Origin of the sequence: Streptomyces sp. NPDC060027 (genome assembly GCF_042737005.1) — a bacterium.
Lineage (GTDB): Bacteria > Actinomycetota > Actinomycetes > Streptomycetales > Streptomycetaceae > Streptomyces.
The window spans coordinates 1-21,821 of sequence record NZ_JBHWVI010000060.1; the positions used below are offsets into that span (position 1 = coordinate 1).

General features: G+C 73.2%; 19 protein-coding genes. 13 read left to right on the forward strand and 6 right to left on the reverse strand.

What is annotated here, in order from left to right; genetic code table 11:
• Window positions 1-192: 192 nt before the first annotated feature.
• The 3 genes from ACFWBT_RS17475 to ACFWBT_RS17485 all read left to right on the forward strand — a co-directional run bounded on the left by ACFWBT_RS17475 (window position 193) and on the right by ACFWBT_RS17485 (window position 2,199).
• The gene (locus tag ACFWBT_RS17475; protein ID WP_385700992.1) at window positions 193-435 is read left to right on the forward strand and encodes a DUF6158 family protein; all 243 of its coding nucleotides are present in this window, start codon (window positions 193-195) and stop codon (window positions 433-435) included.
• On the forward strand, window positions 432-1,025 hold the full coding sequence (locus tag ACFWBT_RS17480; RefSeq protein ID WP_385700995.1) for a TIGR03086 family metal-binding protein: 594 nt from the start codon (window positions 432-434) through the stop codon (window positions 1,023-1,025). The genes ACFWBT_RS17475 and ACFWBT_RS17480 overlap by 4 nt, the downstream gene beginning before the upstream one ends.
• A 379-nt stretch (window positions 1,026-1,404) precedes the next feature.
• Window positions 1,405-2,199: an RNA polymerase sigma factor SigF gene (locus ACFWBT_RS17485; RefSeq protein ID WP_385700997.1), complete on the forward strand. Its 795-nt coding sequence runs from the start codon at window positions 1,405-1,407 to the stop codon at window positions 2,197-2,199.
• Window positions 2,200-2,247: 48 nt separating this feature from the next.
• Here ACFWBT_RS17485 and ACFWBT_RS17490 read toward each other — a convergent pair whose 3' ends face one another.
• A complete protein-coding gene (locus ACFWBT_RS17490; RefSeq protein WP_385701000.1) occupies window positions 2,248-3,417 on the reverse strand; it encodes a PAS domain-containing protein in 1,170 nt (389 codons plus the stop codon).
• A gap of 160 nt (window positions 3,418-3,577) precedes the next feature.
• Here ACFWBT_RS17490 and ACFWBT_RS17495 point away from each other — a divergent pair, with 160 nt between their 5' ends.
• The 4 genes from ACFWBT_RS17495 (at window position 3,578) to ACFWBT_RS17510 (ending at window position 8,396) form a co-directional block, all read left to right on the forward strand.
• Window positions 3,578-4,294, forward strand: a complete 717-nt coding sequence (locus ACFWBT_RS17495) for an ANTAR domain-containing response regulator (RefSeq protein ID WP_385701001.1) — start codon at window positions 3,578-3,580, stop codon at window positions 4,292-4,294.
• Window positions 4,295-4,714: 420 nt separating this feature from the next.
• Window positions 4,715-5,788, forward strand: coding sequence for a hypothetical protein (locus tag ACFWBT_RS17500; RefSeq protein ID WP_385701004.1), 1,074 nt, complete (start codon window positions 4,715-4,717; stop codon window positions 5,786-5,788).
• 269 nt (window positions 5,789-6,057) lie between these two features.
• The gene (locus ACFWBT_RS17505; protein WP_385701006.1) at window positions 6,058-7,305 is read left to right on the forward strand and encodes an aminotransferase class I/II-fold pyridoxal phosphate-dependent enzyme; all 1,248 of its coding nucleotides are present in this window, start codon (window positions 6,058-6,060) and stop codon (window positions 7,303-7,305) included.
• Window positions 7,302-8,396: an MBL fold metallo-hydrolase gene (locus tag ACFWBT_RS17510; RefSeq protein ID WP_385701009.1), complete on the forward strand. Its 1,095-nt coding sequence runs from the start codon at window positions 7,302-7,304 to the stop codon at window positions 8,394-8,396. The genes ACFWBT_RS17505 and ACFWBT_RS17510 overlap by 4 nt, the downstream gene beginning before the upstream one ends.
• 352 nt (window positions 8,397-8,748) lie before the next feature.
• Here ACFWBT_RS17510 and ACFWBT_RS17515 read toward each other — a convergent pair whose 3' ends face one another.
• The gene (locus ACFWBT_RS17515; protein WP_385701011.1) at window positions 8,749-9,438 is read right to left on the reverse strand and encodes a DedA family protein; all 690 of its coding nucleotides are present in this window, start codon (window positions 9,436-9,438) and stop codon (window positions 8,749-8,751) included.
• The gene (locus ACFWBT_RS17520; RefSeq protein ID WP_385701014.1) at window positions 9,438-10,211 is read right to left on the reverse strand and encodes an MBL fold metallo-hydrolase; all 774 of its coding nucleotides are present in this window, start codon (window positions 10,209-10,211) and stop codon (window positions 9,438-9,440) included. Before ACFWBT_RS17520 ends, ACFWBT_RS17515 begins: the two co-directional genes overlap by 1 nt.
• A gap of 84 nt (window positions 10,212-10,295) precedes the next feature.
• Here ACFWBT_RS17520 and ACFWBT_RS17525 point away from each other — a divergent pair, with 84 nt between their 5' ends.
• The 6 genes from ACFWBT_RS17525 to dnaK all read left to right on the forward strand — a co-directional run bounded on the left by ACFWBT_RS17525 (window position 10,296) and on the right by dnaK (window position 18,918).
• The gene (locus ACFWBT_RS17525) at window positions 10,296-10,775 is read left to right on the forward strand and encodes a hypothetical protein (RefSeq protein WP_385701017.1); all 480 of its coding nucleotides are present in this window, start codon (window positions 10,296-10,298) and stop codon (window positions 10,773-10,775) included.
• Window positions 10,776-10,994: 219 nt separating this feature from the next.
• Entirely contained in the window at window positions 10,995-12,992 is a 1,998-nt protein-coding gene (locus ACFWBT_RS17530) for an alkaline phosphatase family protein (protein ID WP_385701073.1), read from the forward strand.
• A gap of 373 nt (window positions 12,993-13,365) precedes the next feature.
• A complete protein-coding gene (locus ACFWBT_RS17535; protein ID WP_385701020.1) occupies window positions 13,366-14,427 on the forward strand; it encodes an ATP-binding protein in 1,062 nt (353 codons plus the stop codon).
• 58 nt (window positions 14,428-14,485) lie between these two features.
• Complete coding sequence (locus tag ACFWBT_RS17540) at window positions 14,486-16,291, forward strand: hypothetical protein (RefSeq protein ID WP_385701024.1); 1,806 nt, start codon at window positions 14,486-14,488, stop codon at window positions 16,289-16,291.
• A 164-nt stretch (window positions 16,292-16,455) separates the two neighbouring features.
• Window positions 16,456-16,881: an OsmC family protein gene (locus tag ACFWBT_RS17545; RefSeq protein ID WP_261705012.1), complete on the forward strand. Its 426-nt coding sequence runs from the start codon at window positions 16,456-16,458 to the stop codon at window positions 16,879-16,881.
• 162 nt (window positions 16,882-17,043) lie between these two features.
• On the forward strand, window positions 17,044-18,918 hold the full coding sequence (dnaK, locus tag ACFWBT_RS17550; RefSeq protein ID WP_385701029.1) for a molecular chaperone DnaK: 1,875 nt from the start codon (window positions 17,044-17,046) through the stop codon (window positions 18,916-18,918).
• A 147-nt stretch (window positions 18,919-19,065) separates the two neighbouring features.
• Here the strand turns inward: dnaK and ACFWBT_RS17555 are convergent, their stop codons facing one another.
• The 3 genes from ACFWBT_RS17555 to ACFWBT_RS17565 all read right to left on the reverse strand — a co-directional run bounded on the left by ACFWBT_RS17555 (window position 19,066) and on the right by ACFWBT_RS17565 (window position 21,812).
• Window positions 19,066-19,875: an SAM-dependent methyltransferase gene (locus ACFWBT_RS17555; protein WP_385701031.1), complete on the reverse strand. Its 810-nt coding sequence runs from the start codon at window positions 19,873-19,875 to the stop codon at window positions 19,066-19,068.
• 77 nt (window positions 19,876-19,952) lie between these two features.
• A complete protein-coding gene (locus ACFWBT_RS17560) occupies window positions 19,953-20,816 on the reverse strand; it encodes a helix-turn-helix domain-containing protein (RefSeq protein WP_385701032.1) in 864 nt (287 codons plus the stop codon).
• 168 nt (window positions 20,817-20,984) lie between these two features.
• On the reverse strand, window positions 20,985-21,812 hold the full coding sequence (locus ACFWBT_RS17565; RefSeq protein ID WP_385701035.1) for a helix-turn-helix domain-containing protein: 828 nt from the start codon (window positions 21,810-21,812) through the stop codon (window positions 20,985-20,987).
• Window positions 21,813-21,821 lie beyond the last annotated feature (9 nt).

Here is a 21,821-nt window from a genome sequence, read left to right on the forward strand (position 1 = left end):
CTCCCGAGCTTCCCCAGGCACCCCGGGCCACCCCGGCATCCCGGGCGTCCCGGGGAGGCCCGGCACCCCGGATGTTCGTAGAGTGGTGGGAGTAGGTCTCAATCCATGGCTCCCACGGACGCCGGTCGGCGCAGGGCTTGCCCGGGCGGGTGCCCGGACCGCACCGACGGCCACGACGAGCGGGGTAGCACCATGACCGGAGTCGACCCGGACCGGCTGGACGACCAGCAGCTGATGAAAGAGCTGGAGGCCATCCACCGCACCCGCCACGACACGCTGCTGCACGGTTCGAACGACGCGCTGCACACCCACAACGTGCGCATGGCCCAGCTGGAGGGCGAGTATCTGCGCCGTCACCCGCGCCGGCCCGTCTCGGCGGGCCGTACCCGCGACGGGGCCCGGGACCGCGGACCCGCGGGGGTGCCGCCGGCATGACGGATCCGCATCCGGCCGAGCCGAATCCGATCCTGACCCGGCAGGCGGAGGCCCTGGACCTCTTCGGCCGCCGCGTCCACGCCGTCCGCGACGACCAGTGGGACGCCCCCACGCCGTGCACCGCCTGGAGCGTGCGCGACCTGGTCGGCCATCTCGTCTCCGAGCAGGCGTGGGTGCCCGCGCTGGTCCGGGACGGCGACACCGTCGACTCGGTCGGCGGCGCCCTGGCGGGCGACCTCCTCGGCCCCGACCCGGTCGCCGCCTGGGACACCGTGTCCGACGCCTCCCGCGCCGTGTTCGCGGAGCCGGGCGCGCTCGACCGCACGGTCCATCTGTCGTTCGGCGACATGCAGGCGGCCGACTACTGCGCGCAGCTGGTCACCGACCTCGCCGTCCACACGTGGGACCTGTCGCGTGCCATCGGCGCAGACGAACAACTCCCCGCCGACCTGCTGACCTTCGCGGTGCGCGAGGTCACCCCGCACGCGGCGGAGCTGGAGAAGAGCGGGCTCTTCGCGGCCCCGGAGGAACCGCCGCCCGGCGCCGACGTCCAGACGAAGCTGCTCTGCCTGGTCGGACGGCGCCCCTGAGGGCACGCGCCGCCCGGCTCGGCGCGCCGAGCCCACTCCTGCCGGCCGTCGGCGAACGCGGCGCGCGCGGCCGACCGCGCACCTTCCGTGAGCCGTGAGCCGTCTGCCGTCCTCGGTGACGGCCCGCGCCGGTGACGTCACCGGTGTCTCCGGCCAAGCTGCGCGCGCACGCCCCAGGGCGGTCCCTTCAGGAAGAACCGGGGGAATCGGGTGGTGTTTGTCCCGCAGGGCGCGGGGCAGACGCAGTTGCAGTGCTTCGGACAGGAGGCACGTCCGTGGGAGCGGCGCTCCGCGCCACGGGTGTACCCGTCCGACGCTCGGGTGCGCTCCCACGATGACTGTCCATCACCAGGCACCATCAAGGGAGTTGCGACGCACCATGCGAACTCAAGCGAGCGCGACGCACCATCCGCACGACGACGCCCCCGACACCGTGGAGGCATTCCGCAGGCTCGCCACGCTCCCCCCGGGCCAGCAGCGCGACGCACTCCGTGAGGAGATCGTCGAGTCCTGGCTGCCGATGGCCGAACGGCTCGCGGGGCGGTTCCGCAACCGCGGCGAGAGCTCCGAGGATCTTCGTCAGGTCGCGGCGCTCGGTCTGGTCAAGGCCGTCGACCGCTACGACCCCGAGCTCGGCAACGCCTTCGAGAGCTACGCGGTGCCGACGATCACCGGCGAGATCAAGCGCCACTTCCGTGACCACATGTGGACCCTGCACGTGCCGCGCCGGGTCCAGGACCTGCGCAACCGGGTCCGGTTCGCGAGCCAGGACCTGTCGCAGACCATTCCGGGCCGCCGGCCCACCGTCGCCGAGATCGCGGAGCACGCCCGGATGAGCGAGGAGGACGTCCTCGCGGGCCTTGAGGCGCTGGAGAGCTTCACCGCGCTCTCCCTGGACGCCGAACTGCCGGGCAGCGACGACGGATACTCCCTCAGCGACGCCCTCGGTTCGCCCGATCCGGCCCTCGACACCGTCATCGACCGCGAGGCCGTCAAGCCCCGGCTCCAAGCACTGCCCGAGCGGGAACGCGCCATTCTCTACATGCGGTTCTTCAGTGACATGACCCAGAGCCGGATCGCCGACGAGCTGGGCATCTCCCAGATGCACGTCTCCCGCCTCATCAGCCGCTGCTGCACCCGGCTGCGCGACCAGATCATGCGCGACGCGGCCTGAGGGACGGCCGATCGGCCCGACCGGGTGGTCACCCGGACGCCCGTCGGATCAGTCCGACCACGCGAGCCTCAGGGCGATATGACGGGACATCAAGTCCATCGCCTGCGCCTCGGCCATCGAGAAGGCGAGCCGGCCGCCGCTCCTGAACAGCGTCACCACCCCGCGTACGGAACCGGATGCGCCGGGCAGTGGCACACACAGCACGGACGTCACGTCGGCGCGGACGAGGACCGGGGCGCCCGAGGCGTCGTGTCCGAAGGCGTCCGGGTCGTCCGGACGTACCCGCAGAACCGTGGACCCGCCGCGTACCGCCTCGGCGACGAGGGGGCACGCGGCGGGATCCTGCGCGGCCACGGCCGCCACCTCCTCGCCGCACCCGGGCGGCCCGAGCACGGCCGTACGGGACAGCCGCCCCGGTCCGGCACCGGCGTCGGCCACCACCCAGTCCGCGAACCGCCCGTGCAGCACCCCTGCCGCCCGGTCCAGCACCGCTGAACGGTCCCCGTCCGGACGGCCGAGCAGCGCCGTGGTCATGGCGTCCACCAGGTCCATCAGCTCCACGTGCCGGGTGGTCGCGGAGAGACTCGGCGCCGCCCGCCCCGGTGTACCTGGCCCCGGGTCTCCCGAGTCCCCCGAGTGCCCCGGGGAATCCGACGGGCTTCCCTCGTCCACCGGCTGGAGCACCACCAGTACGGCGGTCCGCGGCTCCCCGCTGGGCCGCAGCGCGGTGAGTGTCGCCCGCACGGGCACCGACGGCTCCTGCTGGAGACGCACGGTGAGCCCGCGGTCGCCCTCGCCGCGGGCCACCGCCGCCGCCTGCGAGCGGAACGCGGCCCGGTCGGCGTGCGCCAGGAACCCGGTCAGCGGCCGGCCGGTGGCGTAACCGGCCCGGAGACCGGTGAACGAGGTGGCCGCGAAGTTCATCCGGCGCACCACGGTCTCGCGGTCCACCAGCACGACCGGCACCGGCACCCGCTGGAAGAGCGCCTTCAGGAGCTGCTGCTCCTGCCGGTCCACGGAGTCGATCCCGGAGGGACCGGCCGCGGACATCCGCTGGAACGCGGGCCACAACTGCTCGGCGACATGGTCGAGTTCGAAAATCGCCGCATCGAGGACCGTCGGCAGTTCCCGGGCGGGCACGGAACGCGCCGCCTTCAACTCCGAGACGCGGCGCACGAAATCCGCGAGTTCTTCACCGAATTCGTCCGTCAGCGCCATGCGATGAACGTAACCCGGCCGAGGTGTGCCAGGGCTGGCGGGGGTGCACACCGCAGGACGTGTTCCGGCGCAGGTGGGGGCATTCCGTTCCGGCCCGGGCGAGAGCGCTCGTTTTCGGTGCGGATGGGCGGGAAGGCGGGGGAGGGAGGAGGAGTCAGCCATGCCGGAAACCGATCAACTCGGCCATCTGGGAACGGAGTCACCCGAGTCGGCCCTCCCCGGGAGAAGGCTCTCGGAACTCGCCGAACAGGCCACGCGCTGCGTCACCGACTGCTGCGGCGCGAGCAGCGTGGTGTCCCGGGGCGGCACCGAACAGCCCGCCGCGGTGACCCACCCCGACCTCGCCGGACTCGTCTCGGTGCAACTGCGCTCCGGCGACGGGCCGATCCCGGCCGCCCTGGAACGCGGTGAACCCGTCGACTCGGCGGACCTGCTGGCCGAGGAGCGCTGGCCCGGGTACCGGGCCATGGCCCTCGACGCGGGCGTGCGCTCCAGCGTGACCATTCCCTTTCGCCGCGCCGGGCTGACCGTCACGCTCAGCCTCTACAGCTTCCGGCCCGGCGCGCTCGAAGGGGTCTCGCACGGAGCCGCCCGCGTGCTCGGCGACCATGCGGCGACCTGCCTGGTCCGCGACCGCTCCTACCGCGCCGCGCTCACCGAACTCGGCCAGTTGGGCGCCGCGCTGCGCTCCCGGCCCGTCATCGACCAGGCGTGCGGCATGGTGATGCACGCCCTGGGGTGCGACGCGGACCGGGCCTTCGCGGTCCTGCGCCGGATCTCCCAGGGCACCAACCGCAAGCTGTCCGACGTCGCCGCGGCCGTCGTGGACAAGCGGGGACAAGGACTGGAGCGGGAGTTGGTCCCGCCGACCGCATGAGGGGAGCGGGAGGGGGAGGGAAGAGCCGCCGTGGTATCCAGCGGACCGGCGGCGGCAGCTGTCGTATGTGCCCGGCCACGGTGGTCGTCGTACCTGGTGAGCGGTGGGTGTCGTACGGGCTGAGTGGTGGCCGTCGTACCTGGTGAGCAGGGGGTGTCGTACGGGCTGAGCGGTGGGTGTCGTACGGAACGGGCGGTGGGTGTCGTACGGGCTGGGCCGTGGACCTCGTACCGAGGGAGGCGCCGGATGCCGTCCCCGGGGATCGGCCGCCGCCCCGCCGGCGATGTCACCCGCTCGGGCCCCTGTTTCCCGCGAATGGTGCCCGGCCGTTCGCGCCCGGCGGCCCGGCGGGCTCTGATGGGCCCGAGGGACACGACGGCCGTGGCTCTCGGACCGCAGCCCGCCGAAGGAGCCCCGCTCATGCGCCGTACCGCCCGAGTCCTGTACGCCACCGCCCTGGCCGGCGCAGCCCTGGGCGCCGCCGCGTCGGCAGTGTCGGCGGATCCGGCGGCGGAGGTCAGTCCGGGCTCCGTCGAACCCGGCGGCACCCTCACCATCACGGTCACCTGTGACGCGATCGGGGGAACCCTGCCCGACGTCATCGACGCCAGTTCCCAGGGCTTCGAGAACGGCAAGGTCCAGCTGCATCGCGTCGAGGGCGCCGACGCGAGCGCCGCGGGTGCCGCCGCCTATCGCGGCACGGCCCGCATCCCGTCGGGCGTGTCGGGCGAAGCTCCCGGCACGGCCGGCGACTCCGCGGGGACGGGGTCCGACGCGGGGCGCGGTTCCGACGACACGGGCCCCGGCACGGCGGCTTCCTCCGACGCCAAGAATCCCGGCACCGTCCGCGGGGGAGCGGCGAGCCCGGCACCCGGGAGCCCGGACACGCTCGCGCCCGACGCCGCTGCACAGGCTCCGCCGGCCGGAGAGCCGGTCGTCCCCGATCCGGTGGTCCCCGATCCCGGAGTTCCCGACCCCGGAGTTCCCGATCCGATGGCCCCCGATGCCGTGGGGCCGGAGACGGTGGGCCCGGACGACTTGGGTCCGGACACTGTCGGTCCGAATGAGGTGGGCCCCGACACGGTGGGCCCGGACACGGTGGGCCCCGACACGGTGGGCCCGGAGACGGTCGGTCCTGGCACGGTGGGCCCGGACAAGCTCACCCAGGATGCCGGTGGCGCGTCGCGATGGGACGTGGAAGGCGTCTGTCCCGCGCCGCCGGGAGGCCACGGGAAACAGTGGACCGCCTCGTACGCCGTGGCCCGGGGCGCCACGGCGACGCACGGCACCGACAGCGGGACCGGCACCGACGCCGGCACGGACGCCGGCACGGACGCCGGTACCGGCGAGCATCCGCCCGCCGTCCAGCGCGGTGTGGAAGCCGGTGAGGGCGGTGTCTTCACCGATTCCGTGCCGGCTCTGGTCGCCGGTGGTGTGCTGATCGCCGGGGCCGTGGGCGCGGCCGTCCTCCGGCTCCGCCAACGGCACGGGTAGAGCGGCGGGGCGGCACCGTGACGATCGAGAGTGCGACGGAGGACGAGAGTGCGACGGATGACGACGTGACGGTCGCGATCCCCGGAGCACTTCCCGGAGCACTCTGAGAGCACTTATGGGACGGTATGCCTCTGGGTACTGAGAGGCCGACGGCGCGGGAGGGTCAGCCGCGCGAGGTGAGCTGTACGAGGGCACGGAAGTACCCGGAACCGTACGGACAGGCAGGCTCCGGAACAGGGCACGGCAGTACGCACGGTGCGGAGGCAGGTATGCGGCGGACGGCCCCGGAAGGCCACGGACCGGTCCGGTACGGGCCGCCGCTGCCCGACCAGGGCCTGCCCGTCCTGCCGGAACTCCGCTCCGTACTGGCCGCCGCGGCGGACCGCTCCGACGCCGAGCTCTTCGGCGGCGGCCCCGCGCTCCTCGACGCCGCCCGCGGCTACTGGACCCGGCGCGGACTGTCCGCCGCGGCCGACCGGGTGGTGGCCGCCCCCGGAGCCCCCGCGCTGCTGCTGGCCCTGACCGGAGCGCTCGGCGGCGACGTCCTCGTGCCCCGTCCGTGCGCCGCGTGGTGGGGGCCTCAGGCACGCCTGCTGGGCAGATCCGTGTTCCATGTGGCGACGCCCGCGGAGTGCGGCGGCGTCCCCGATCCGTACGCCCTTCTGGAGACCGTCCGCAGAGTCCGGGCGGAGGGCGGCGACCCGCGTCTGCTCCTGCTGTCCGTGGCCGACGACCCCACCGCCACCGTCGCACCGCCCGAGGTGGTGCACGAGACCGTGGAGGCCGCCGCGGGCGAGGGTCTGCACATCGTCAGCGACGAGACCTGGCGCGACACCCTGCACCGGCCGCACGACACCGTGCTGCTCAGCCCCGCCGAGATGCTTCCCGACGACGTCACCGTGATCACGGACCTCGCGGGCCCCTTCCTGCCGCAGGGCTGGCCGGCCGCCGTCGCCCGCTTCCCCGGCAACGAGTCGGGTGCCCTTCTGCGCTCCCGAGTCCTCGATGTCCTCACCGTGCTCGGCGCGCGCGTCGCCGAACCGGTCGCCGCGGCCGCCGCGTACGCGCTCGGCGAGCCCGCCGGGATCACCGGGCGGCTCACCGCCGCCGTACGCCTGCACGCGCGGGTGGCCGAAGCCGCCCACCGCGCGGTGACCGGCTCCGGTGCCGTCGCGCGGCCCCCGCAGATCGGGAGACACCTGTACGTCGACCTCGGCCCGCTCCGTACCGCCCTCGGCGCGCACGGCGTCGGCGACGCCCAGGACCTGGAGGACTTCCTCTCCGCCCGGCTCGGCATGCCCGCGCCGGGCGGACACCGGTTCGGCGACGACCTCGCCGCGCTCCGCGTCCGCCTCGGCACCGGGCCGCTGCTCGGCTCCACGGACGAGGAGCGGGAGGAATCCCTCGCCTCCCCGGCGCCACTGGAACTGCCGCATGTACACGGCGCGTTGACCCGGTTGGGGTCGGTCTTCGACGATCTCCGCGACGACGCTCAGCGATGGGAGTCTCCTCGATGACGCAGCAGTCCGAGTCGACCGGGAGCACGACGACACAGGACACCGACGATCCCGCGCCCCCGCCCGCCCCGGCACCGGGACACCCCACCGTCCTTCCGCCTCCTCCCGCCGTCCTTCCGCCTCCTCCCCTCGCCGAGCCCCGCCCGCTCGGCGAGCGGCGTAGCTGGCCCCGGTCCTTCGTCGACCGGCTTACCGCGCCCCTGCCGGGGCTGCGGGCCTTCGCGCGGTTCGCCCGCGAGGGCGCCCTGCGGCCCGGCGACGAGGGGCTCGCCGACATCCCGCTGCTGCCCTTCGAGCCGGGACCGCTGCCCCGCGTGGACGCCCGCACCGTCGCCGTCTCCTGGGCGGGGCACGCGAGTTGGGTGATCGGGATCGGCGGGCTCACCGTCCTCACCGATCCGGTCTGGTCCCGCAGGATCATCGGCACCCCGGCCCGGATCACCCCGGTCGGCGTGGCCTGGAGCACGCTGCCGCGTGTCGACGCGGTCGTCATCAGCCACAACCACTACGACCATCTGGACGCACCGACCCTGCGCCGACTTCCGCGCGACACACCGGTGTTCGTGCCCGCGGGACTCGGACGCTGGTTCAGGCGGCGCCGGTTCACCCGGGTCACCGAGCTGGACTGGTGGGAGGCGGCCGAACTGGACGGCGTCCGCTTCGACTTCGTACCCGCCCACCACTGGTCCAAGCGCAGCCTCACCGACACCTGCCGCACCCTGTGGGGTGGCTGGGTCCTCACGGCGCCCGAGGGGCAGCGCGTGTACTTCGCGGGCGACACGGGGTACGGCCACTGGTTCTCCCGCATCGGGCAGCGCCACCCGGGGATCGACCTCGCCCTCCTGCCGATCGGCGCGTACGACCCCCGGTGGTGGCTGAGCGATGTGCACTGCGACCCGGAAGAGGCGGTGCGGGCGACCGTCGACCTGAACGCGCGGCGGATGGCGCCGATGCACTGGGGCACGTTCGTGCTCTCGGCGGAACCGGTCCTCGAGCCCCTGCGGCGGGTGCGGGCCGCCTGGGAGCGGGCGGGCCTGGCACGGGAGGACCTGTGGGATCTGGCGGTGGGGGCTTCGCGGGTACTGGAGTGACCGCGTCTCCTCGCGGGCGTGGGCATCCCGTCCCCGTCCCCTTGCGGCGCGGGCGTCCGGTCCTTTCGCGGCGCGGGCATCGCGTCCCTTCGCGGCGCGGCGTCCCGTCCCCTGAGGCGGAGCCGTCGTCGCGTGGCGGGGGGGGCGGGCGGGCGGCGGGGGGCGGGGCGCCGGCGGCGGGGGCGGCGGGCGCGCGCGCCGCGGGGGGCCGGCCGGGGCCCGTCCCCTGTGGCGGAGCCGTCGTCGCGTCCCCCCCCCCCCCCCCCCCGCGGCGTCCCCTGAGGAGGAGCCGTCGTCGGGCCCCCTGAGGCGGAGCCGTCGCGCCCATGAGCCGGGTGAGGCGACCGCGTCCCTACGAGGGTGTCGTCCGGCGGATCCTGCGCCACACACTCGGCGCCGCGCTGATCGCGAGGGTCAGCGCCACCGCCGCCACCACGCCCTCCCACGGCTCACTGAAGAGGGAGCCGCCGAGGATGCCGATGACCTGGTAGGTGGCCGCCCACGCGAGACACGCCGGAACGTCCCCGCGGGCGAAGGTACGCAGCGGCATCTTCGCCATCAGACAGGCCAGCATCACCGGGATGCGGCCCGCCGGCACGAGACGGGACAGGACGAGGACGGCGATGCCGTGGTCGGCGAGCTTCTCCTGGGCCCGGGCGAGCCGGTCCTCGGGGGCACGCACCCGGATCGCCTCCAGCCAGCGCGATCCGTTCTTGGAGCCCATGCCGCGCCGGCCGAGCCAGTAGAGCGACATGTCGCCGATGAAAGCCGCCACCGAGGACACCAGGAACACCATCAGCAGCGCGAGGGGCGCCGCCTGGTGGAAAGCCACCACCGCCGCCGAACTCACCAGCGCGCCCGTCGGCACCACCGGTACCAGCGCGCCGATCAGCACCAGCAGGAACAGGGACGGATACCCGATCGCCTGCTGGGTGGACTCCGGCGGCACGGTCGTGGCCGTGGCGGACAGGAACAACGCCGGGGCGGTGCCCTTGGCCGACAGGAGAGAGGGAGCCACCGCTCCCGCGGCGGGCCAGGCCATCACCGAGCGGCCTCCGGACGCACACTCTCGCCGTGCTCCAGCAGGTGCACCGTCACCCGGGGCGCACGCTCGGCCGCCAGGCGCACGAACTCCGCACCCGGCGCATGGAATTCATGGGGGCGCACGGCATCCATCCCGATGGGCCAGAACGTGCCGTAGTGCACCGGCACAGCGCTGCGCGGCAGCAACGCGGCCAGCGCCTCGGCGGCACGTCCCGCGTCGAGATGCCCCTCCCCGAGATACGGCCCCCAGCCGCCCACCGGCAGCAGGGCCACGTCGACCGCACCGACCTCCTCGGCCATCGACGCGAACAGCCCCGTGTCCCCGGCGAAGTACGTCCGCGCCTCGCCCTCCACCACGTACCCCACGGCGGGGGAGCGGTGCGGTCCGACCGGTAGCCGCCGTCCGTCGTGGCGTGCCGACACCGTGCGTACGACCAGGTCACCGACCCGGGTGCGATCGCCGGGCGCGACCTCGGTGAGCCGCAGATGATCCAGCCGCCGCAGCCCGGGGACCGAGCGCGCGGCGCCCCGCGGCACCAGCACCCGGGTGCCCGGAGCCAGCTTCGCCAGCGACGGCAGGTGCAGATGGTCGGCGTGCAGATGGGAGACGAGCGCCACGTCGGCGACCGCCGCCGGGGGAGGGGGCGGCGCCCCGCGCCTGCGCCGCAGATGCGCGAGCCGGCGCGCGAAGAGCGGATCGGTGAGCACGCGTGTCCCGGAGTCCTCCAGCGTGCAGGTGGCGTGCCCCCACCAGGTGATCTCCACCGGCACCTCTTTGCCTCCTTCGCGCGACTCCCCCCGAGCCTACGGGCAGGAGTAGGGTCGGCGGCGAAACCCGGAGGTGAGGGGGACGCCATGGGAGACGCACGCGCTGCCTCCGGCACGCACGCCCTCAAGCGCTCGCACGAGCGGAGCGGCCAGGCGCCGCGCCCCCCGTCGCTCCGCGTCATGGCGATCGCGAGCCTGACCCCCCTGGAGGAACTCGACGAGGACCCCTTCCTCGTCGACTCCCGCAGCCAGCACGCGATGTGTGCCCGCTGGGCCGCCGAGCGCGGCTATGTGGTGACCCGGGAACTCCTCGTACGTGGTCTGCGCCCTGACCACCGCAGCCTGTGGGCGGACGTCGAGGCCGGCCTCGTGGATCTGTTCGTCGCGCCCAGCCGCCGGGTGCTGGAGCGCGCCCTCGCCTCGGTCGAGGAGTTCACCGCCGAGTGCGTGCGCCGCGGTGTGCGCGTCGAGACAGTGGGCAGTGCCGAACCGTCGTACGACGCCCAGATGAAGGCTCGGGTCCACCGCCGGCTGTCGATGCCGACGGCCGGATACGACGGCCGTTGACCTCTCGCCCCGGGACTCCGTGAGGGGTTCCCGGCGGACTTCCACGCGACCTACGGGGACATCCTGGCCTGTCCGGCCGTTGTGACAGGGTGGGAGCAGGCCGCGCGGACCGGGCGGGCCGGGACGTGAGGTGGGCTGGGCGTGGACGGAGGACGTTGGCGACGGGTCGCCAGCGCGGTGGGTCGGAGCATCACGGTGTGGGCCGTGTCCACCGTCACGATGCTCGTCCTCGCCGGTGCGCTGCCCGATTTCCAGCTGCAGTCGGACACCGGGGACAGCGCGACGCGGATCGCGGTCACCGCGGCGGCCGGCGCGGGCGTCTTCGGCCTCCTGTCGTCGCTGGTGTGGCCCCTGCTCGTCCGGGCGCTGCTGCTGGTCCCCGCCTACGTGCTCGCCCTGCTCGTCTTCTTCCTCAACGGCTCGCTGCTGCTCCTCGCCCTGCGGCTCAACCCCTCCGGGCACGGTGAGGCCGCCCCCGAGACCGCCGTGGTCGTGGCCGCGGTGATGTCCGCCGTCGCCTCGGCCACCGGCGGCGCCCTCGCGGTACGGGACGACGACGCGTACCGGCGCCGGCTCTACCGGCTCGCCGACCGGCGCCGCAGGCGCGCCGAGGGGCGGCCCGGGCCCTCGACCCCCGCTGCCGTCTTCCTCCAGCTCGACGGCGTCGGGCACGACGTGCTGCGGGAGGCGATCGGCAAGGGGCTGATGCCGACCGCGGCCCGATGGCTGGACGGAACCCGTCCCACCCACCGGCTCATCGCGTGGCGCACGGACTGGTCCAGCCAGACCGGCGCCAGCCAGCTGGGCATCCTGCACGGCAGCAACCACGACGTCCCGGCCTTCCGGTGGTACGAGAAGGACACTCAGGAGGTCATGGTCTGCAACCGGCCGACCAGCGCCGCCGAACTCCAGCGCCGGGCCGTCGGGCGCACCGGTGACGGGGGACTGCTCACCGCCGACGGCGCGAGCCGCGGCAACCTCTTCAGCGGCGGTGCCGACGAGCTCGCCCTCGTGCTGTCCGTGGCCGCGAGAAGGGGGCGGGACAACCGCTCGCGGGCCGGCTACTTCGCGTACTTCTCCGATCCCGCCAACGCCGTGCGCACGGCGATGTCGTTCACCGCCGAGGTCTTCAGGGAGATGGGCCAGTCCACCGCGGCCCGCCTCAAGCAGCGACGGCCCCGCGTCAAGCGCGGCGGGCTCTACCCGTTCGTCCGCGCCTTCGCGACCGTCGTCGAGCGGGACGTCGTGGTCGCCGCGGTGATCGGCGACATGCTCGCCGGGCGCAACGCGGTCTACGCGGACCTGGTGGCGTACGACGAAGTGGCCCACCACTCCGGGCCGCGGAGCCGGGACGCCGAGAAGATCCTGGAGCGGCTCGACCGGTCGCTCGCGCTGATCGAGAAGGTCGCCGAGCACGCCCCGCGGCCGTACCGGATCGTCGTGCTCTCCGACCACGGCCAGAGCCCGGGCGAGACCTTCCTGACCCGCTACGGACTCAGCCTCGGCAATCTGGTCCGGGCCGGCTGCGGGCTGCCCGTGCCCCGCAAGGCACAGCGCACCCACAGCGGTGCCGAGGCGCGGACCGCCGTACGAGCCGCGCTGCGCAGGCCCGTCGAGGAGCGCGAGGAGCGGCGCCGGCCGTCGGGGCGCCGCTCCGAGCCCATCGTCCTCGCCTCCGGCAACCTCGGTCTCGTCTCGTTCCCCGACGTGCCGCACCGGATGAGCCGGGAGGAGATCGACCGCCGCCACCCCGCGCTGCTGTCCACGCTCGCCAACCACCCCGGCGTCGGCTTCCTGCTGGTCCGCAGCGAGGAGCACGGCGGCCTCGTGCTCGGCGCGCACGGCGCCGAGGCGCCGGTGGACCGCCTCGACGACGAACACCCGGGCCCCCTGGCCGACTTCGGCCCCGGCGCCGCCGACGCCGTGCGGCGGACGCACTCCTTCCCGCACACGGCCGACATCATGGTCAACTCCTGGTACGACCCGGACGACGGCGAAGTCCTCGCCTTCGAGGAGCAGATCGGCTCGCACGGCGGGCTCGGCGGCGCCCAGGGGCGGCCCTTCCTGCTCTCCCCGGCGGCCCTGTCCGCACCCGTCGGCGAGGCCACCGAACTCGTCGGCGCCGAGCGGGTGCACGACGTACTACGGCGCTGGCTGCGCGAGTGCGACGGTCCCCAGATACCGCTGGGGACCGTCCCGGACGAGCGCGCCGCCTGAGCCCGGACCCGGCTCGACCCGCCCACCGCTCGGGCACGGTCGCGCATGGACTCGGCGTGCCCGGCTGAGGGATGAGGGAACTCGGCGCGTTCGGCGGGGGGACGAGGGAACTCGGCGTACCCGGCGGGGGATGAGGGAACCCGGCGTCCGGCGGGAATATGAGGGAACTCGGCGTGCCCGGCGGGAGTATGAGGAGCCGGGCGTGCCGCCCGGGCGAGCCCGTGGGCTGTCCGTACCGAAGGTCGCGGCGGTACGGCGGCAGCGCGTGCGCCGGAAAATGGGCTGCGGTGAACGAACCAGCGGGCCCACACTGTGCGCATCGGACGCCGCGCCCCTGCGCGCCCCCTCTCGAACACGCCCAAGGAGCTCGCCTGTGCAGGCAGCCGCCACCGTCACCCCTGCCCGTATTCCGGAGCTGCTGCTCGGTCTCGCCACCGTGCGGCCGGTCTTCCTCTGGGGCGCTCCCGGCATCGGGAAGTCCTCCCTCGTCAGGGAGTTCGCCGAATCGCTCGGGCTGGAGTGTGTGAGCCTGCTGGGTACACAGCTGGCGCCGGAGGACCTGATCGGCGTGCCGCAGATCCGCGACGGCCGGTCCGTCTTCTGCCCGCCGGAGGCGATCGCCCGGGACGAGCCGTACTGCCTGTTCCTGGACGAGCTGAACGCGGCGACCCCCGATGTGCAGAAGGCCTTCTACTCGCTGATCCTGGACCGCCGGATCGGCAACTACGAACTGCCCAAGGGCTCCATCGTGATCGGCGCGGGCAACCGTGCCACGGACAACGCGCTGGCCCGCCCGATCGCCTCCGCGCTGGTCAACCGCCTCACGCACGTCCACCTGGAGGCCTCCCCGAAGGACTGGCTCGCCTGGGCGGCCGCGAACGGCATCCACCCCTGGGTGCTGGACCACCTCACCGACCGGCCCGACCACCTGTGGTCCAAGCCGCCGAAGACGGAGGAGCCGTTCTCCACGCCGCGCTCCTGGCACATGCTCTCCGACGCGCTGGGCTCCTTCGGGCCGGCGGTCGACGAGGACACCCTGAAGGTGATCGCCCACGGCACGCTGACGCCCGCGCACGCGGTCGCCTTCTGCGGGTACGTCAAGATCGTGCGCAGCCGGTTCGGCATCGAGGCCATCATCAAGGGCGACGCCCGCTGGCCCTCCCGCATGGAGGACCGCGACCTCCTCTACTACCTCGCGGAGTCCTTCCGCGGCCGGCTCCTCAAGGAGCTGCCCGCGAGCAAGGAGCACCTCTCGGCGACCGCGCGCCAGACCGCGTACCGCGCCAAGTCCCTCCTCGTGCAGCTCGCCGAGATCTCCGTCGAGGTCGCCCAGAGCGTCATCGCGTCCGACGCCGACGGAAATCCCGTCCTGCCCGCGTGGTTCCTGGTGGAGGCGGCCCGGGACATGCCGCGCCTGGTGGAGGCGCGCCGGTGACCGTGCTCAGGGACATGCCCCCGGAGGCGGCGGTCGGCCCGGCCACCGGGGCCGCGCGATGAGCCGTGCCCGCAAGACCGACGCCAAGGCCGGACCCGACCCCGCCGCCGAGGCGTTCGCCGAGGGGATGCGGCTGGTGCGGGCGAACCGGGCGCTGGCCGCGATCGGCTTCAGCGTCTGCCGGCAGGAGAAGTGCGCGGGCGCTCCCCGCAACGGACTGGTCGCGGTCGACTCCGACGGGGTCCTGCACGTCGACCCCACCCGCCGCGCCGAACCGGCGGCCTGGGCCTGGGCCGTGGCGCACGCCGTCATCCACCTGGGCTTCGGCCATGTCCCGGCCGCGGTCGGGGAGCGCGAGCAGCCGGACCCCTTCGACCTCGCCGCGCGCTGCGTGGTCGTGAACCGCTTCCTGCTCGGCTTCCCGGTGGGCCTGACCCCGGAGAACCTCCCGGACGCCTACCCCGACGGCGACGAGGAGCGGCTCGCCGCGAGCTGGCGCCGCGACGGCATCCCGCCCCTGTACGAGCACTGCGGTACGGCGGGCGGCGCCCCGGACCAGCTGCTGGTGCCCTGGAGGACCTGGAACGGCGGCACGCCGCCCGACTGGCAGGTGGCCTTCGCGCACGCCCTGACCCGCACCATGGCCACCGCGATGGACATGGCGGGCGGCCGGCGCGCGTCCATGCGCGGAGGGCCCACCCTGCTCCAGCCCTGGGAGCGGGCGCTGAGCTGGTTCGTCTCCTCCTACCCGCTGCTCGGCGGCGTCGCGGCCGGCATCACCCTCGTCGCCGACGCCGAACTGGCCCGCGCCCACGACATCTCCGTCGCCGCCGTCGACACCGGGGCGGCCGAGATCTACATCAACCCGCTGCGCGCCTTCAGCGACGAGGAATGGCGGTTCGTCCTCGCCCACGAGATGCTGCACGCCGCCCTGCGCCACGGCGACCGCTGCGGCGCCCGGGACCCGTACCTCTTCAACATCGCCGCCGACTATGTGATCAACGGCTGGCTGTGCGAGATGCAGATCGGCACCATGCCCGAGGGGCTGCTGTACGACCCGGAACTGAAGGACCTGTCGGCCGAGGAGGTGTACGACCGGATCGCGGGCGATCTGCGCCGGATGCGCCGCCTCGCGACGCTGCGGGGCAAGGGAGCGGGCGACATCCTCGGCGGCCCGCTCGGCTCGCCGCGCGACTACGTCGACCTCGACGAGTTCTACCGCCGCGGCCTGGCCCGGGGCCTCGACCTGCACCAGCGGCAGGAGCGCGGCTTCCTGCCCGGCGGCCTCGTCGAGGAGATCCGCGCGCTCAGCCAGCCGCCGCTGCCCTGGGACGCCCGATTGGCCCGCTGGTTCGACGAGTTCGTGCCCCGTCCCGAACCCCTGCGGTCGTACGCGCGTCCGTCGCGCCGGCAGGCGGCCACCCCCGACATCCCGCGCGCGGGGCGCTGGTTCCCGCCCGAGGAGATCGCCCGCTGCACCTTCGGCGTCGTGCTCGACACTTCCGGCTCCATGGACCGCACCCTGCTCGGCAAGGCCCTGGGCGCCATTGCCTCCTACGCCGAGGCCAGGGACGTACCCGCGGCCCGGGTCGTCTTCTGCGACGCCGCGCCGCACGACGCGGGCTATCTGCAGGTCACCGAGATCGCCGGACGCGTACGGGTGCGCGGGCGCGGCGGCACCGTGCTGCAGCCGGGCATCGACCTGCTGCACCGCGCCGACGACTTCCCGCCGGGCGCGCCCGTCCTGGTGATCACGGACGGATACTGCGACGTGCTGCGGGTGCGGCGCGAGCACGCCTATCTGATCCCGCAGGACGCACGGCTCCCGTTCACCGCGCGCGGACCGGTCTTCCGGGTGCGGTGAGCCCCGGCGACGGTCCGTCAGCAGGCCTCTTTCCGGGCCTCGTCGGGGAAATCCCGGACATGACCCGGCAGGTCGCCCCCGGAGGGTTGGGTGCACCGGGCCCAGGTGTGATCGGATGGGAGACACGGACCCCGGCAACGGGACCACACCCGAAAGGAATCATCGTGGCAACCACGCGCACCGCACACACTGTGTGGGAAGGCAACCTGCTCGAGGGCAACGGCGTCGTCACCTTCGACTCCTCCGGCATCGGCCAGCAGCCGGTGACGTGGGCGTCGCGGGCCCAGGACGCGAACGGCAAGACCAGCCCCGAGGAGCTGATCGCGGCCGCCCACTCCAGCTGCTTCTCCATGGCGCTGTCGCACGCCCTCGCGGGTGCCGGCACCCCGCCCACCAAGCTCCTCACCAACGCCGATGTCACCTTCCAGCCCGGCGAGGGCATCACCGGCATCCACCTCACGGTCGAGGGCACGGTGCCGGGCCTCGACAACGACGGCTTCGTCGCGGCGGCCGAGGACGCCAAGAAGAACTGCCCGGTCAGCCAGGCCCTGACCGGCACGACGATCACCCTGTCGGCGAAGCTCGCCTGACGTTCGTACGCCGATGCCGCGCCCTCCCCCGGGGGCGCGGCATCGGCGCGTCCGCCCCGCCCGGCCACGCGTCCGCCCCCGCCCCGCCACCCGCGCCATTGACAAGCGGGAACGCGCGTCTTGTGCTGGAGGCGGGCAGAGCCCTGGCGGAAGGGGACGGACATGGCACGTGCGGTCGGAATCGATCTCGGTACGACGAACTCGGTGGTGGCCGTCCTCGAGGGCGGTGAGGCGACGGTCGTCGCCAATGCCGAAGGGGCGCGCACCACGCCCTCGGTGGTGGCCTTCGCCAAGAACGGCGAGGTGCTGGTCGGCGAGGTGGCCAAGCGGCAGGCCGTGACGAACGTGGAGCGCACCGCGCGGTCCGTGAAGCGCTACATGGGCGATGTGACCTGGCGTTTTCCGGAGACGGGCAGCATCGACGGCACCCGCTACCGCGCGCAGGAGCTGTCCGCCCGGGTGCTGCAGAAACTGAAGCGGGACGCCGAGGCCTATCTCGGCGAGGACGTCACGGACGCCGTGATCACCGTGCCCGCCTACTTCGACGACGCGCAGCGCCAGGCCACCAAGGAAGCGGGCGAGATCGCGGGCCTGAAAGTCCTGCGGATCATCAACGAACCGACGGCCGCAGCCCTGGCGTACGGGCTCGACCGCGGCGAGGAGCAGACCGTCCTCGTCTTCGACCTGGGCGGCGGCACCTTCGACGTCTCGCTCCTGGAGATCGGCGACGGCGTCATCGAGGTCAAGGCGACCAACGGTGACACCCGGCTCGGCGGCGACGACTGGGACCAGCGGATCGTCGAGCACCTGGCGCAGCGCTTCAAGGCCTCGCACGGCATCGACCTCGGCCACGACAAGATGGCGCTGCAACGCCTGCGCGAGGGTGCCGAGAAGGCCAAGGTCGAGCTGTCCTCGGCCACCGAGACCAACGTCAACCTGCCCTACATCACCGCCACCGCCGAAGGCCCGCTGCACCTCGACGAGAAATTGACGCGCGCTCAGTTCCAGGAGCTGACCGCCGACTTGCTCGACCGCTGCAAGTCTCCCTTCCACCAGGCCGTCAAGGACGCCGGAGTGAAGCTGTCCGCCGTCGACCACGTCATCCTGGTCGGCGGGTCCACCCGGATGCCCGCGGTCACCGACCTGGTGAAGGAACTCACCGGCAAGGAACCGCACAAGGGCGTCAACCCGGACGAGGTCGTGGCCGTAGGCGCCGGACTCCAGGCCGGTGTGATCCGGGGGGACGTGAAGGACGTACTGCTCCTCGACGTCACCCCGCTGTCCCTCGGCATCGAGACCAAGGGCGGCATCATGACCACGCTCATCGACCGCAACACCACGATCCCGACCCGGCGTTCGGAGATCTTCACGACGGCCGCCGACAACCAGCCCTCGGTCGGCATCCAGGTCTACCAGGGCGAGCGCGAGATCGCCGCGTACAACAAGAAGCTCGGCGTCTTCGACCTCACGGGGCTGCCGCCCGCGCCGCGCGGGGTCCCGCAGATCGAGGTCGCCTTCGACATCGACGCCAACGGGATCATGCACGTCTCGGCGAAGGATCTGGCCACCGGGCGCGAGCAGAAGATGACCGTGACCGGCGGCTCGGCGCTGCCCAAGAACGACATCGACCGCATGATGCGCGAGGCCGAGCAGTACGCCGAGGAGGACCGGCGCCGCCGCGAGGCCGCGGAGACCCGCAACCACGGCGAGCAACTCGTCTACCAGACGGAGAAGTTCGTCGGCGAGAACGACGAGCGCATCCCCGCCGACACGAAGACCGAGGTCGCTTCCGCGGCCGACGAACTGAAGCAGCTCCTGGCGGACTCCTCCACCGACACCGCCGCCCTGCGCGGCGCCATCGAGAAACTGGCCACCGTCAGCCAGCAGATGGGCCAGGCCATGTACGCCCGGGCCCAGCAGCAGACCTCCCCGGAGGACCAGCCGCCCACCGAGCACACCCCGGACCAGGACGAGGGCGTGGTGGACGCGGAGATCGTCGACGAGGACCGCGACCGGAACACGAAGGACACCCCCTAGGAGCGGGGGTCACGGGCGCCGCCGGCGCCGCTGGATCGCCCATCCGCGGACGGGAGCCGGGCCGCCCGCGGGGACCGGCCGGCCCGGAACGGGCCTGCTCGGTCCCCGCGCACGACTCCGGGGTCCGCTCGGCCCGCTCGGGAACGGTCAGCTCTTGCGGGCGACACCGGCGTACAAGGGCGCGACGCCCTCCTTCGCGGCGGCGAGGTCCTCCGCCTCGGGCCGCCAGTCGACGACCGGGACGACCCCCGGGTCGAGAAGCTCCAGACCGTCGAAGAACCGGGAGAACTCCTCCCGCCCGCGCGGGAAGAACGGGGTGCCGCTGCGCCGGAACAGCTCGGCGGCCTTCTCGACACCCTCGGGGCTGATGTCGGCGGTGACCTGCGACAGCACGAGGTGGCTGCCGGGGACGAGCGCGTCGACGTACCGCTCCAGCAGGCCGTAGACGTCGTCGCCGTCGGTGTCCAGATAGTGGGTGAGCGCGACCAGCGACAGGGCGACGGGCTGCTTGAGGTCCAGGCACTCGCCGGCCAGCCGCAGGATCGTCTCGGGGTCGCGGACATCGGCGTGGACGTAGTCGGTGCTGCCCTCGACGGACCCGTGCAGCAGTGCCTCCGCGTGCCGCAGCACGATCGGATCGTTGTCCGCGTACACGATCCTGGCGTCCGGAGCGACCTGCTGGGCCACCTGGTGCAGGTTGGGCTGGGTGGGGATGCCCGTACCGATGTCCAGGAACTGACGGATCCCGGACTGCGCGGCGGCCCGCGTCGCGCGGTGCATGAAGCGGCGGTTGGCGCGCGCCCCGCGCACGGCGGTCGGGTCCGCGGCGAGGATCCTGCGGGCCAGCTCCTCGTCCACCGGGTAGTTGTCCTTGCCGCCCAGCCACCAGTCGTAGACACGGGCCGGATGGGGCCGGCTGGTGTCGATCCTGGTGGGCGCGGCGTCGGATCCGGTCATGCGTCTGCTCCTCGGTCGTCATCGGGTGTCCGGTGCGGCGATCGTCGTCGCGGGAATGTCCGGTCCTGGCGGCGTGCTCAATAGCGCTCGCGGAACTCCCGGAGGATCTCCTTGGTGCGCTGGGCGGAGGCGGCGTGCGCCGACATGTGGTCCAGCACCTCCAGGTGCAGGGCCACCTCCTCGCGCGCGTCGAGGTAGAGGGCGCCCGTCACGTACTCGCTGTAGACGATGTCCGGCAGCTCCGGCTCGGCGAAGCGGAACAGCGCGAAGGACGTGTACGTCCCCGGGTGCGGGCCGTTCGCGAACTCCGCGACCTGGAGCGTGACGTGATCGAGCTCGACCCATTCGAGGAGCCGGTCCATCTGGTCCCGCATGACCTCACCCCGGATGCTCACCGGACGCAGCAACGCCGTCTCGTCCATGATCACCCAGAGGTGGGGAGGGCTCGCGCGCGTGAGCAGACCCTGCCGCTTCATACGCAGCGCGACATGCCGCTCGATGGCCTCGGGGCCCGTCTGCCCGACCGTCCCGGCCTCCAGCACACACCGCGCGTACTCCTCGGTCTGCAGCAGCCCGGGCACGAAGTGCGGCTCGTACGAGCGGATCATCTCGGCGGCGCCCTCAAGGCTGACGTGCATGCTGAACCAGTCCGGCAGCACGTCGTGGTACCGCTGCCACCAGCCCGGCTGGTTCGCCTCCTCGGCGAGCGACACGAAGACGGCGGTCTCGTCGTCGGCCACGCCGTAGGTCGTCAACAGCACCTGCACGTAAGGAATCTTGAGGGCGACCTCGGCCATCTCCATCCGCCGGACGGTCGCCGGGGCGACGCGCAGGACACGGGCCGCCTCCTCCCGCTTCAGGCCCGCGGCCTCGCGCAGCTCCTGCAGCCGCCGCCCGAGAACCACCTGCCCCACCGTGGGCGCCGGTCGCCGCTCACTCACGCCACGCCTCCCCACGGGCCGAAGTATGCGTGCAGTGTGCCATGTTCGTGGAGAACCCTCAGGGGTTGACCTCAACACATTTACACGCAGGCCGATTTGGGGTTCGGAACGCCGGAATGATGTTCAGGTGTCCGCCGCCGGATCACCGGCACACCATGTGACACAAGCTCACGAGTGAAGTGAATGAAGGTACTTGGCCGTCGCCGGGTCCGCCGGGAGGAACGTCTCGATGGCCAGCTCGGCGACCGTCACGTCCATCGGCGTGTTGAACGTCGAGATGGACGAGACGAACGACAGCACACGCCCGTCGTGCTCGATCCGCATCGGGAGCGCGAAGTAGGGGACGGGGCCGGCGGACTCGGCCGCGTCCCGGTCCGGTACCGGATACGCCGCCACCTCCTCGTACAGCGCGCGCAGCGGCTCCGAACGGCGCAGCGCGATCTGCCGGTCCATCTGGGCGAGCAGATGGTCCCGCCACGCGCGCAGATTGCGGATGCGCGGCGCCAGGCCCTCCGGGTGCAGGGTCAGCCGCATCGCGTTCAGCGGCGGCGCGAGGAGCCGGTCCGGGACACCGTCCAGCAGCATGGCGACACCACGGTTCGCGGCGAGGACGTCGTACGTCGCGTCGACCACCAGCGCCGGACAGGGCTCGTAGCCCTGGATCAGCCGCTCCATGCCCTCGCGCAGCGCCTCCATCGAGGGGTCGTCCAGCGGGGTCTCCGGATAGTGCGGGGCGTAACCGGCCGCGAGGAGCAGGGCGTTGCGCTCCCGCACCGGCACGTCGAGGTGCTCGGCCAGCCGCAGCACCATCTCCTCGCTGGGGCGGGAGCGGCCCGTCTCGATGAAGCTGATGTGACGGGCCGAGGAGCCCGCCCGCAGGGCCAGCTCCAGCTGACTCACCCGCCGCTGCTCCCGCCAGCCCCGCAGCAACGGCCCGAGACCCTTCCCGGCAGGGGCACTTGAGACGGCGGCGGGACGGGACGGGACAATGCTCATCTGACGACC

Bases quoted from the DNA above. Each gene is read 5' to 3' on its own strand.
- ACFWBT_RS17475 (WP_385700992.1), top strand. From the start codon at position 193: ATGACCGGAGTCGACCCGGACCGGCTGGACGACCAGCAGCTGATGAAA.
- ACFWBT_RS17485 (WP_385700997.1), top strand. From the start codon at position 1,405: ATGCGAACTCAAGCGAGCGCGACGCACCATCCGCACGACGACGCCCCC.
- ACFWBT_RS17530 (WP_385701073.1), top strand. From the start codon at position 10,995: ATGCTCGTCCTCGCCGGTGCGCTGCCCGATTTCCAGCTGCAGTCGGAC.
- ACFWBT_RS17500 (WP_385701004.1), top strand. From the start codon at position 4,715: ATGCGCCGTACCGCCCGAGTCCTGTACGCCACCGCCCTGGCCGGCGCA.
- ACFWBT_RS17505 (WP_385701006.1), top strand. From the start codon at position 6,058: ATGCGGCGGACGGCCCCGGAAGGCCACGGACCGGTCCGGTACGGGCCG.
- ACFWBT_RS17540 (WP_385701024.1), top strand. From the start codon at position 14,486: ATGAGCCGTGCCCGCAAGACCGACGCCAAGGCCGGACCCGACCCCGCC.
- ACFWBT_RS17495 (WP_385701001.1), top strand. From the start codon at position 3,578: ATGCCGGAAACCGATCAACTCGGCCATCTGGGAACGGAGTCACCCGAG.
- ACFWBT_RS17525 (WP_385701017.1), top strand. From the start codon at position 10,296: ATGGGAGACGCACGCGCTGCCTCCGGCACGCACGCCCTCAAGCGCTCG.
- ACFWBT_RS17515 (WP_385701011.1), bottom strand. From the start codon at position 9,438: ATGGCCTGGCCCGCCGCGGGAGCGGTGGCTCCCTCTCTCCTGTCGGCC.
- ACFWBT_RS17565 (WP_385701035.1), bottom strand. From the start codon at position 21,812: ATGAGCATTGTCCCGTCCCGTCCCGCCGCCGTCTCAAGTGCCCCTGCC.
- dnaK (WP_385701029.1), top strand. From the start codon at position 17,044: ATGGCACGTGCGGTCGGAATCGATCTCGGTACGACGAACTCGGTGGTG.
- ACFWBT_RS17555 (WP_385701031.1), bottom strand. From the start codon at position 19,875: ATGACCGGATCCGACGCCGCGCCCACCAGGATCGACACCAGCCGGCCC.
- ACFWBT_RS17510 (WP_385701009.1), top strand. From the start codon at position 7,302: ATGACGCAGCAGTCCGAGTCGACCGGGAGCACGACGACACAGGACACC.
- ACFWBT_RS17490 (WP_385701000.1), bottom strand. From the start codon at position 3,417: ATGGCGCTGACGGACGAATTCGGTGAAGAACTCGCGGATTTCGTGCGC.
- ACFWBT_RS17480 (WP_385700995.1), top strand. From the start codon at position 432: ATGACGGATCCGCATCCGGCCGAGCCGAATCCGATCCTGACCCGGCAG.